We start from the raw sequence: 12,208 nt of genomic DNA, 5'->3' as shown, positions 1-12,208 counted from the left end.
GGGCCTTCTCGTTTTCGGCGGCGGTGCGCTCGGATTTGGCGGCAACCTGGCGCAGGAGATAACCAAGGATGATTCCAGCGATGGCAGCGAGGGCGGCGATGAGAGCCTGCATGACGTTTCCTTCCCTTGTTCGCCAAATATACGCCTTTTCGCTTGTGCAATTCTGGACGAAATCTTCCCCGGTTCTCGATTTGGTACGCCCCTGACACGCCGCCAATCCGGTCTCCGGACCCCCATAAGACTGGCCCGCATCTTCAAGCCTTGCGCAGCTTTACCGCAGGCGGGTGCGCCCTATAGACTTGGTACTTCGGGGGTTTGCGCAATTTTTGCGCAGCGCCGGTTGTGCTAGCGGGCCGCAGACCGGTATTCTCGGCTGGCATAGCATCGGCGCCAGTGCCCGGAACGGGTTTGAATCGCCTAACAGAACTGAGGAGAGACACGCATGGCCGTGGAAGAGAAGGTAAAGCAGATCATTGTGGAACAGCTGCAGGTGGATGAGGCGGAGGTAACGCCCAACGCCAGCTTCCAGGAAGACCTGGGTGCGGACTCGCTCGACGTGGTCGAGCTGGTGATGCAGTTCGAAGAGGCGTTCGATCTCGAGATTCCCGACGAGGACGCGGAAAAGATCAAGACCGTCAAGGATGCCATCGACTACATCGAGAAACACGAAAAGACCGCGAAAGGCAAGTAGCCGGTGAATCGTCGAGTCGTCATCACCGGCCTCGGGCTGGTTTGCGGTGTGGGCAACACCGCCCCCGAAGTGTGGCAGAAATTGGTGGCAGGCGTCAGCGGTGCGGGGCCCATCCAGGGCTTTGACACTACCGGCTTTCCCGTTACCTTCGCCTGCGAGGTCAAAAACTTTGACCCCCTCAACTTCGTCGACAAGAAGGAAGCGCGCAAGATGGGGCGCTTCATTCACTTTGCCTTTGCCGCCACCCAGGAAGCCATGGCGCAATCCGGCCTCCAGATCACACCCGACATTGCGGAACGCGTGGGTGTGTTCATCGGGTCTGGAATTGGCGGCTTTGAGATCATCGAGCGCGAGCACGCCAGCCTTCTGGCCGGCGGCCCGCGCAAGATCTCGCCCTTCTTCATTCCTTCCACCATTGTGAACATGGCGGCAGGTCAGATCTCCATTCGTTATGGGGCCCAAGGGCCAATCTCCGCCACCGCCACTGCCTGCGCCACGTCAGCCAACTCCATTGGCGATTCGGTGCGCATGATTCTGCACGGCGATGCGGATGCGATGATCGCAGGCGGATCAGAAGCATCCGTAACCGCGCTTGCGGTGGGCGGATTCGCAGCCATGCGCGCGCTCTCCACGCGCAATGACGAGCCGCAGAAGGCCAGTCGCCCGTTCGATAAGGACCGCGACGGCTTCGTCATCGGGGAAGGCGCGGGCATCCTGATTCTCGAGGAGCTCGAGTTCGCGCAGAAGCGCGGCGCGAAGATTCTCGCCGAAGTGATTGGCTACGGCATGAGCGCAGACGCATATCACATGACTGGCATCGCCCCTGAAGGCGCGGGCGCGCAGCGCAGCATGCGTGCAGCGCTCAAGGACGCGGGCATCGCGCCGGAAGAAGTAGGCTATGTAAATGCGCATGCCACTTCAACGCCTGCCGGCGACGGCAATGAATCTCTCGCCGTCGAAAAGGTTTTCGGCGAGCACGCGTTGAGCGGCAAGCTCAAGGTGAGCGCCACCAAATCCATGACCGGACACCTGCTGGGCGGCGCCGGGGGACTGGAAGCCGGCATCACCGTGCTGGCTCTGCAGAACCAGATGCTCCCTCCCACCATCAACCTGGAAAATCCGGACCCCGAGTGCCGTCTGGATTACGTGCCCGATATGGCCATCCCCTGCAGTTTCGACGTAGCGCTGTCGAACTCCTTCGGGTTCGGCGGAATCAATGCTTCGCTGATCATGCGCCGCTGGACGGAGTGAGAGAGACAGGGATCAGGGATTAGAAGCGAACGGCGCGCATCCTGCGATGCGCGCCGTTTGCTTTTACGGGTTCAGGAGTGTTGGTTATGAGAAGGCTGCGCCGATGCCGATGGAGATCATGAGGTAGATAGCCCACCAGCCAAACACGGCCACGTAACCTGAGGACGGCTTGGTCCCGGCCACCTTCGCCAAGCCCTTGGAGAAGAGAATCAGAGTCCATAGGAAAGTGATATCAATGGCTGCGCAGAGCGACCATAGGGCAATATTGGTCTCCGGCGGCGGAGCGAGGAAGTAGGCCACGTTGGTTCCCGCGGGGTTGGCCGGCATGAAGGACTCAGCAGCCACTCCGGCAAACAGACCAACAATGCCCAGCAGTAATTTGATCAGCCCGGGGAGTCCTGCGTACCAGCTCACGGCAAGCACCTGCCCGAACTTTGCGCGCCCGCCAAAGCCGAAGTTGATAGTGCCGAGTAAAACTCCAGCGGCGATCAGGTTCATCAGCAGCACAAATACGGGCGCCACCAGCCAGATGTACTTCTGTGCAACCGCGGAGATCTTTTTCTGTGCTTCCTGTTGCTCGGGCGGAAGTTGCTGCAGGCGCTCAGCCTGCTTGGGAGACATGCGCAGACCGTTCTCAACTACTGTCGGCCAGGTAACTTTGGAGTTCACTGTGAACCACAGTCCGGTGCCGACAATCACGAAGAGCAGAAACGGCAACCACCAGCTGGTGTGTCCTTGCTTGATGTCTTCAAAGGTCTTGGATGGCGCAGCAAAGGCGTCGATGACGCGCTCCACTTGCGACAGTCCGGGGGTAGATTGAGTTGCGGGTTGAACGCTGGTGTCAGTCATGAATGCCTCACAGATTTCGGTCGTTTGCCTCGCGAGCGGTATGCAATCAAACCGCAATGCGCGGATTTCCTTGCATTTTTCCGCATTGGTGTACGCACTTTTCCCGGTGAACGTTCCGGAGCGAGTTGAAGTGCGTTTGCCCGCGATTGTATCCCGAATCCGCGCTGAAGCGAAACCACAATTCTGTGAAGAGAGATACTGCCAAAGCTAACGGCCGCGGGAAGCCATTTCGGCGGCGGGTGGCGCATGGCGGCGGTGGTGGATGCCGGGCGGCGGAGGCGCAGGAACGTAAGCCTTGTACACCGTGATGTGGAAGCAGGCCTGCTGGAATTCCTCTTCCACATCAATAGCGCCGGCGAGCTGCAGAGGAAGCAGCCACGAGCGCACCCAGCCGAGTTCCTGACGGCTCATGGCGCCCTTGGCAATGTCGATTGTGGCGCCCGTGAGGTGGGGGCTGACCACATCGCCCTCGGCCGCGGCAGCGTTGCCGTTCACCAGCATGAGCTGCTTCTGGTACTCCACCGTGCGCACCGCGGAGGTGACCAGCAGGGGGCGATGAAAGCGCGCGGTATGGGCCCGGCCCAGGTCGATGAGGAAGCGGGTGGTCCAGGGACGGCAATAGCGGCGATTCTCAGGAAGGTTGCCGTTGATCTGGAGCGAGCCCGACGCGGGCACGGGTACAAGCAGGTGCTGAGCGATCCGGTCGTTCAGATCCGCGTCGTCGAGGATGCGCTCCAATCCCTGCTCTTCGTTGATCCGGTTTTGGCGCGCCAGCGATACAGAGGAACCAAGCAGAGGTGGCGGCATGGGAAGCGCGCCGTGTCGAGTGAAGGAAACGGCTTCGGCCGTCGGACCCGCGACAACCATGGGCTCAGGAATTGACCGCCCGCGGTGGATAAACGGTGAGTGACGCGTATCCAGCCGGTGGCGCCGGCTTTGCGCCGCGGAATGGCTATGGCCGGAGGCCTTTGGCGCGGAGTCATGAGCAGTTGCCGGTCTGCTGGATGGCAGACCCGATGAGCGCCTGGTAGATCGGTCGAATGCGTGGGTTGCACGGGCTCCCGCGGCCGCACCGGATGCAGCCCCGGACGCCCCGCGGCGGGATGAAGCCGTCCGGTGCGCAGAGGTCAGCGCGTGGGCCGGCACGCCGGCGCGGGTCACGGACGAGGCGTGAGAATGCGGCTTCGCACGACGGACCGAAGCCACGGCGCGCGTGGAGGTGGCGGCCAGGGCTCCCGTCGAGGAGACTGCCGCCAGCGTCAAAATGAGGAGAAGATTCCGCGACACGCAGGAGTGTGCGGAGAAACCAGAGCAATCCCAGTGTAGGCCCGGGCCGGCTCTACGCGAAGTATCAACACGGGTGCGGATGAGTCTGATAATGGGACACCCCGATTCACAGCGGCGAGGCCAGACATGACCGCCCAGGGCCTTCAATTCACACCGACCCGCAACATTCAGGAAAGTTGCGCGAGTGCGGGAACGAAGGTGGGTCCGGAGTTCGTATCCAATCGGGATGCGAATGGTGAGCTATGAAAACATGATCTGAATGAAGCTCAACCCGGCTGAACCAATTTGGCGCAATACGCTTCCCCGACAACTTCCTCGATTGCCCTCATCCGCGCTCCGGCACGGTGCAGCTCCGCCAGTAACGGCAGGCCTCCAGCGGTTGCGCTTTCATATCCGTGATTCTGCGAACGCTCCGCTCCAAATGGTGGCTCCAATCACTGAATCAACGTTCCCTGTTCGTCATCCTTCACGGCTTCCTCAGGCGGAATCACCACCGCCGCGGCAATCTTGTCGTCCGTATCGAGGTTGAGCAAGCGAACGCCCTGGGTCGCGCGGCCCGCGGCACGAATCGTCTTCGTATCCACGCGGATGATCTTGCCGAACTGGCTGATCACCATCAGTTCGCTCGTGTCGTCCACAAGCTGGATGGTCGTGACCTTGCCGATGCGATCGGTGACGGCCATGTTTTTTACGCCCTTGCCGCCGCGCGTCTGCAGACGATATTCCTCCACATCGGTGCGCTTGCCAAAGCCGTTCTCGCTCACGGAGAGAATGCGATAGGCGCCCGGTTCGTGCTCCTTGGGAGTGATAGCCACGCCCACCACGTAGTCGTTCTTGCCCAGGTCCACGCCGCGCACACCGTAGGCCGGCCGCCCCATGGAACGCACGTCGGCTTCATCGAAGCGAATGGCCATGCCGAGTCGCGTGGCGAGGAAGACGATCTGCGAACCGTCGGTGATGCGCGCCCTCACCAATTCGTCTTCCTTGTCGATGCCTATGGCGATGATGCCCTTCGCCATCACGTTGGAGAAGTCCTTTAGCGGAGTCTTTTTCACCGTGCCGTTGCGCGTGGTGAAGAAGATGAATTTTCCTTCTTCTTCGAGATTGCGCACGGGCAGGATGGCGCGGACGTTCTCGCCGGGCTGCAGGTTGAGCAGGCTCTGCATGCTTTTGCCCTTGCCCGCCGCGCCCACGTCGGGTACCTCGTAGACCTTCAGCCAGTACATGCGGCCGGTATTGGTAAAGCAAAGCAGGTAGGCGTGGGTCGAATCCACGATAAGCTGTGCGACAAAATCTTCTTCGCGGGTCTTCATGCCCATGCGCCCCGTGCCGCCGCGGCGTTGCTGGCGATAGGTGCTGATAGGCGTGCGCTTGAGATATCCCTGGTGGCTGACGGTTACCGCAACCTGCTCATCGGCGATCAGGTCCTCAAGCTGCAGTTCGGCAGACTCGTCCACGATCTGCGTGCGGCGCTCGTCGCCGTACTTGTCGCGCACCTGCTCCAGTTCCTTGATGATGACCTTGCGCAACTTCTTCTCGCTGGCAAGGATCGACTCGTACTCGGCAATCTTGTCGCGAATTTCGCCGAGCTCCTTCAGAATCTCATCCACCGAAAGCTGCGTCAGGCGATAGAGCTGCAACTCCAGGATGGCATCCACCTGGCGCAGGGAAAGGCCGCGTTCCTCATGCGGCAGAATCTCGCGGCCCAGATTGATGACGATCTCCGTGCCCTTGCCCCACGCATACAGATTCTCGCGGGCCTCGGCGCGCGACCCCGATGCACGGATAATCCGGATGACCGTGTCGAGGTTGTCGATCGCGATCTTGAGGCCTTCCAGGATGTGCTCGCGCTCGCGGGCCTTGCGCAGCAGGAAGGCGGTACGGCGCTGCACCACTTCAACCCGGTGATCGATGAAGGCGCGGATGGCGTGGTCAAGAGGCAACTCTCGCGGCTGGCCGTGCAGCACGGCCAGAAAGATCATCGAGAAGCTTTCCTGCATCTGCGTGTGCTTGTACAACTGGTTCAGCACAATCTCCGGCTGCGATCCGCGCTTCAGCTCGATGACAACGCGCATGCCGTCGCGATCAGATTCATCGCGCACGTCAGAGATTTCGTCAATGATCTTCTCGTTAGCCAACTCGGCAATGCGCTCAATCAGCCTGGACTTGTTGACCTGGTAAGGAATCTCGGTGACGATGATCGCCTGTTTTTCCTTGGTCAGGTTCTCGGTGGCCACCTTGGCGCGCATCATGAAACGGCCGCGGCCCGTCTCATAGGCCCTGCGAATGCCGCTCTTGCCGTAAACAAAACCACCGGTCGGAAAATCCGGTCCCTGCACGTGCTGGAGCACCGCATCCAGGCCGGCGTGCGGATCGTTCACCAGGTCGATGGTGGCGTTAATGATCTCGGTGAGATTGTGGGGCGGAATGTTGGTCGCCATCCCCACCGCGATACCGCTCGATCCGTTGACAATGAGATTGGGAATGCGCGTGGGCAGAACCGTAGGCTCGAAGGTGGACTCGTCGTAGTTGGGCGTGAAGTCGACCGTATCCATTTCGATATCGGCCAGCAGTTCGCCCGCAAGGCGCTCCATCCGGCACTCGGTATAACGCATGGCCGCGGGCGGGTCGCCGTCTACGGAACCGAAGTTTCCCTGCCCATCCACGAGGGTGTAGCGCAGCGAGAAAGGCTGCGCCATGCGCACCAGCGTGTCATAAATGGCGGAGTCGCCATGGGGATGGTAGACGCCCATGCACTGACCCACCACTTTGGCGCACTTGGTGTACTTCTTGTTGTGCTCCAGACCCATCTCGCTCATCGCATAGAGCACGCGCCGATGGACCGGCTTCAGGCCGTCGCGCGCGTCGGGGAGGGCCCGCCCAATGATGACCGACATCGAGTAGTCGAGATAGGAGCGGCGCATCTCCTCTTCGATATTGATCGGGATGAGATTCGAGCCGCCGGGGGGAGTGCCGCCGTCGAGGGGGAGCGTGGGGTTCTGATCGTCTGCCATAGGTTTTACGAGCCCGCCGGAGGGCGGCAGGAGCACACAGTAAGAAGAGGCCGGAACCTGGTGCGGGCTACCCTTCTATTTTAGCGGCTCAGAGCGCTTTCAGCAAGGCAGAACAAGCTATTTAAGTTGCGATTTTTCTATAGTTTAGCGCGTCCTCTGTTTAGGTTGGATAGACCCCTCGCCACGCCCCCTCGCAACAACCAGGGAATCGGCTCGAAAGGCGTTTCGAATCAGAGCAATCCGGGCAGGCTCAGCACGCAGAAAACCGCCTGCAGCAGCACAATCGCTCCCCCCGCGGCCAGAGCCAGACGCGGTCGCGGGCTCTCATACGCGTCCGCGAAAACGCCCCCCACAAACGTCAGCAGAAAGGGCTGCGCCCACAGCCATGGCGACGATCGAACCCCGGTAGTGACCAGCAGAAACAGCACCAGCGCGCACACCAGCGGAGCCGTGTTGCCAAAGTAACGCGAACGGCGGACGCCCACGTAAAGGATCGACGACGCCACGGTAGCGATGGTGATCCCGGCGTTGGCGAATGAGGAAAAGAAATGCTTCGCCGGAACAAACGAGAACCCGACAAACCCCGCGGCGGAACGGAAGAGATAGCTGAAGGCGTCCGGAGAGAACCCGTAGCATGCGAAGACAAGCACGATGGAGCCGGCACAGGTCAGCAGGATGACCGGGAGAATCTGGCTGCGGCGTCCCTCCGCAATCCACAACATAAGCACCAGGCCAAGCAAGCCAACTGTCGGCAACGCCGCTATGTGAGCGGCGGCGGCCAGCCCAAAGCTCAGGGTCAGCAACACGATGCGGGGACGCCATCGGCGCCGCGGCCCCTGCATGGCATGGGCTACGCCGATGCACGTGTAGACGCCTGCGTAAATTCCCAGCGTGGCCAGGATCTCCGCATCCGGCGCGACGCACGCCTTGAGCACGGCAGGGGAAAAGCAGTAGAGCGCCAGCGCCGTGTATCCGCCAAAGTTGCCGAACAGCCGCCGCGTCACCCACCAGAGCGCCCCGCCCAGAACGCATCCTACAAACAGGAACGGCAACCGCATCAACAGCAGAACATGCGGCATCTGGTGACGCAACTCCCACGTACTGATCTCCGAGGAGCCTGCTTGACCGCTCTGCATCACGCGGTCCTCAGGCTTGCGAAACAGATCGATGCCGCGCTCGGCCAGCACATTCAGCGTGAGCGGCAGGCCCGCCACACGATACGCCAGCACGCCATCGTGAATGTTGCCGCAGCTGGTGTAGTAGCCGGCCAGGGGCGAAGGCTTTTCCCACATCTCGCGTCCGCAGCGCGCGAACTGGTAGTCCCGGTCGCTCAGCGTCTGGTGCGCAGTGATCCAGAAGCCCTGCGCCAGAAAAAGCGCGAGCAGCGCCGCGGCAACACGCTGCGGCAGATTGAAGTGGAAACGGCGTAGACGAGCAAAACGATGAGTCATCACGAAAAAGGGAGCCAGATCCCAGTTTAAACGGCAGTTCCGGATAAGCTGACTTTGCGCCTCGCATGTCGCATTGCTTTACGCGCCGGACCGCTGGGCCCTACACTGGCCGGTCATGCTCACACGCCGTCGTTTTCTCGGCAACAGCGCCGCTGCCGTTGCCTTGCCGTCCGCGTCCTCTCTACTGGCCGCCGCTGAAGTCCGCAACCGCTATCGCAACCCCCTTCTCGCGGGCGATCACCCCGACGCCAGCCCCATCCGCGTGGGCGACGACTTCTACCTCACCCATTCCAGCTTCGATTACGCGCCGGGCCTGCTCATCTGGCACTCGCGCGACCTCATCAACTGGAAACCGGTGGCCGCGGCCCTCCCCATTTACAGCGGCGGCGTGTGGGCGCCGTATCTGTGCGAGTACCAGGGCCGGTTCTACATCTACTTCCCCTCGAACCAGCGCCTCCACGTGGTCCACGCGGACAAGCCTACCGGCCCCTGGAGCGAGCCCATTGACCTCGCCATCAACGCCATCGACCCCGCTCACGTGGCGGAAAACGGACGCCGCTTCCTTTACATGAACGGGGGCCTGATGGCGGAGCTCGCCGCCGATGGGCTGAGCGTGAAGACGCCTCCGCGCAAAGCATTCGAGCCGTGGCCCATGCCCACTCCACCGCGCATGGAGTGCACCTGCCTGGAGGCTCCCAAGCTCCTTGAGCACAACGGCTACTTCTATCTCACCGTTGCCGAAGGTGGCACTGGCGGCCCCGCCACGAGTCACGGCGTGGTTTCGGCGCGCAGCCGCCATGCAGATGGCCCGTGGGAGTTCTCCCCACACAATCCAGTCGTGCGCACCACCTCGCGCAAAGACCGCTGGATGAGCGTAGGGCACGGTCGCCTGGTCGACACGCCCGATGGCCGCTGGTACATGACCGTGCATTCGTACGAAAACGGTTATCGCACGCTCGGCCGCCAGCTCCTTCTGCTGCCGGTGGAGTGGACCAGCGATGGATGGTTCCGCGTAGCCGAAGGTATCACCCCGGACGCTGCCATCCCGGTACCGATTCCCGGCGCGCAGCAGCAGCCGCTCCCTGATCCGTCCGACGATTTCAAGACACCCGAGCTGGGCCTCCAGTGGAGCTTCTGGCACGAGTTCGATCGCGCTCGTTTTACCGCCGGCAACGGCTCTCTCGTACTACAGGCAAAGGGCACGTCGCTGGAGAACTCGCCCGCCCTCACCACGCCCGTCGGCGGCCACTCGTACACTGTCCAAATCGACATTGAAGTCGCACCCGGCTGCGCCTCCGGACTCATGCTCTTCTACAGTCCCGAACACGCCACCGGCATCCTGCTCGATGAGGACGGAATCGGCGTCCGCCTGGCCAACAACTACGTGCCCAGCCGCGTGCACAAGGGCGCGACGCGCGCCACGCTTCGCGTCGTCAACGATGAGCAGGAGGTCGACTTCTACTATCAGCTTCCCGAGCAGCCTTGGATGCGCATGGAAGAGTCAGCCGAAATCTCCGGCATGCATCACAACGTGCTCGGCGGCTTTCTCGACGTGCGCCCCGCCGTTTTCGCCGCCGGCAAAGGCCAGGCCACCTTCCGCAGCTTCCGCTACTGGCCCGGAGCCCAACCCCCGGCGTGATTCCGGAAGTCTCCGCCCGAAGTGTCCGCGAAGACAAAAAGAAAGCCGCCCATCCAAACCGGACGAGCGGCTTCTTCGCTTCCAAAACTGCCTAGTAGAAGATCACGCCCACGGACGCGTTCCCATTCAGACCCGTCTTGCCGTTCACGGAAATCGTGCACGTTGTGGATGTGGCCAACTGCGCCGCGGTGAGCGGAGTTCCCGAGGAATCAACGCATCCCGAACCTGTCGACCAGCCGCCAAAGTATTGGCTACCTGCAGCCAGGTTCTCCGTCAGCGTCACCTTTGATCCAACCGCGTACGTCCCGGTGCACACCTGCCCGCCGGAGCCGCTGTATTGCTTCCCGCAGTGGATCAGGTTTGCCGTTCCGGTGTCCGAAGGAGCCGTGACAAACTGGCCCGAGGGGGACGTCTGTGCTCCTTCAATGTAAACCGTGATCGTCGCGAACTGCGGCGTCGGCACGGACTGAACGCAGACGTTGGCGTTGGCATCCTTGCAGGTGAAGGTCTGCGGATTCGACAGCACCAATGTGCCATCCGGGTTCGACGTGTTGTCTATCGCGTAGATCACCGAGTTGCCGGTGAGGCCCTGCGACGTAGCCAGTCCTGCGTATTCTCCAGTGAGTCCGCCGGAAGGCCCGCCGGACGTGCCAGACCCGCAAGTCGACCCTGCCCCTGAACCACACGAATTGATCGACGCCACTTCTGGCAATGTCGATAGCCATGTCACGGAGTTGGTGATGTCCCGTACCGTCGGCGCGGTCGAGAAGGTGCCGAACGCCAAATACTGGGCCGTCATCCCTTTGTTCGACACCGCCACATCGCCCGGCACCACCTGGATCGAAAGCAGCGGTTCCTGCGCTGCGCCAATCGACACTGCCAGGTCAGCCGTGGCAACCACCACGCTCTTATCAGGATTGGTGAATTTGGCGGTGATGGTCGCAGAACCGGCGCCCACAGCGGTCGCCAGCCCCGGCGTGCCGCTCCCCGCCGTGCCCACCGAGGCCACGTTTGTATTACTGGATGTCCAGTCCACGCCTGCTGTCTCATCCACCTGCAGACCCGACGAACCCTCCGTGCCCAGAACAAAGAATTGCGTCTGCTGCGCCTGGATCAATGATTGCGATCCCGGATAGATATCCAGCGCGGTCACCAGTTCCGTCGTGCCTCCAACCACCTGGAAGGTGGCGGTGCCCGACGCGACTGACTTGTCAGGATTGGTAAACAGCGCGGTGATGGTCGCCGTGCCCTTGCTGGCCGCGGTGGCCACGCCAGCCGAGTTGATGGTCGCTATCTGGTTGCTGCTTGACATCCACGCCACCTGGCTCGTCAAGCCCTGCGTGGCGCCGTTCGATGTGGTGCCGATCGCCAAAAACGTGCTCGTCTGGCCTGGAGATGCCACCGCCTGACTGCCCGGGATCACGGTCACAGCGGTGATATCCGCGCTGCCGCCGCTCCCACCTCCGGACCCGCCCGATCCGCCGCTGCCTGTGACCGTCACCACGGCAGTCGAAGTGATGGTGCCGCCGAAGCCCTTCATGGCTGCCGTGATTGTCGTGGTCCCAGCTGAAACTGCCGTGGTCAGGCCCGAGGAACTGACCGTCGCCACCGCGGGAGCGCTCGATGTCCACGACACAAGACCGGTCACATCAGCCGTGGAGGCGGGATGCTTGCCGTGCGTGATCGTGCCCGTCGCTGTAAACTGCGCGGTCTGGCCCACAGCAATCGTCTGTGACGCCGGACTCACGGTCACGGTGTCCACCTGCGAGGCAGAGCATCCGATAAACAACGGAGCAACGCCCGCCATCGCACCCATCAAAACGCAAAAACGCCTGAACATACAAATCTCCTCGGGGGTTTCCGCGTAAACGCGCCCCGCCTTCCAGAAAAATGGAGGGTATTCGCATACATCTCAGCAAGTGGTTTGCCAATCGGACGAGCGCTTGTTCCTTGCGGTTTGTACCCGATTTACCGCACGTTCCGGAGATCGGTGTACTCTGCCGTATACGCACGTCCGAGGCACTGA

Annotated in this window: 8 protein-coding genes; 3 read left to right on the top strand and 5 right to left on the bottom strand. The window is 61.7% G+C overall.

What is annotated here, in order from left to right:
- The first annotated feature begins 442 nt into the window (after positions 1 to 442).
- Entirely contained in the window at positions 443 to 691 is a 249-nt protein-coding gene (gene acpP / locus VGL22_RS16395; protein ID WP_465268019.1) for an acyl carrier protein, read from the top strand.
- Positions 692 to 694: 3 nt separating this feature from the next.
- Positions 695 to 1,942 (top strand): beta-ketoacyl-ACP synthase II, encoded by a 1,248-nt coding sequence (fabF, locus tag VGL22_RS16390; RefSeq protein ID WP_465268018.1) that lies wholly within the window; start codon positions 695 to 697, stop codon positions 1,940 to 1,942.
- An 84-nt stretch (positions 1,943 to 2,026) separates the two neighbouring features.
- Here the strand turns inward: fabF and VGL22_RS16385 are convergent, their stop codons facing one another.
- From VGL22_RS16385 to VGL22_RS16370, 4 genes are all read right to left on the bottom strand, one after another.
- Positions 2,027 to 2,791: a YIP1 family protein gene (locus VGL22_RS16385; protein ID WP_465268017.1), complete on the bottom strand. Its 765-nt coding sequence runs from the start codon at positions 2,789 to 2,791 to the stop codon at positions 2,027 to 2,029.
- A gap of 207 nt (positions 2,792 to 2,998) precedes the next feature.
- Entirely contained in the window at positions 2,999 to 3,598 is a 600-nt protein-coding gene (locus VGL22_RS16380) for a DUF5715 family protein (RefSeq protein WP_465268016.1), read from the bottom strand.
- Between the two features lie 914 nt (positions 3,599 to 4,512).
- Positions 4,513 to 7,092, bottom strand: a complete 2,580-nt coding sequence (gyrA, locus tag VGL22_RS16375) for a DNA gyrase subunit A (RefSeq protein ID WP_465268015.1) — start codon at positions 7,090 to 7,092, stop codon at positions 4,513 to 4,515.
- A gap of 230 nt (positions 7,093 to 7,322) precedes the next feature.
- Positions 7,323 to 8,543: a hypothetical protein gene (locus VGL22_RS16370; RefSeq protein WP_465268014.1), complete on the bottom strand. Its 1,221-nt coding sequence runs from the start codon at positions 8,541 to 8,543 to the stop codon at positions 7,323 to 7,325.
- Between the two features lie 115 nt (positions 8,544 to 8,658).
- Between VGL22_RS16370 and VGL22_RS16365 the strand changes: the two genes are divergently transcribed.
- Complete coding sequence (locus VGL22_RS16365) at positions 8,659 to 10,182, top strand: family 43 glycosylhydrolase (RefSeq protein ID WP_465268013.1); 1,524 nt, start codon at positions 8,659 to 8,661, stop codon at positions 10,180 to 10,182.
- A 91-nt stretch (positions 10,183 to 10,273) separates the two neighbouring features.
- On the opposite strand, the gene VGL22_RS16360 is transcribed toward VGL22_RS16365, so the two are convergent.
- A complete protein-coding gene (locus VGL22_RS16360; RefSeq protein ID WP_465268012.1) occupies positions 10,274 to 12,022 on the bottom strand; it encodes an Ig-like domain-containing protein in 1,749 nt (582 codons plus the stop codon).
- Between the last annotated feature and the right edge of the window lie 186 nt (positions 12,023 to 12,208).

Origin of the sequence: Occallatibacter sp. (assembly GCF_036502485.1) — a bacterium.
Taxonomy (GTDB): domain Bacteria; phylum Acidobacteriota; class Terriglobia; order Terriglobales; family Acidobacteriaceae; genus Telmatobacter.
Note: the sequence above shows the minus strand (reverse complement) of the source record. Positions and strands in the feature narration are given on the sequence as shown.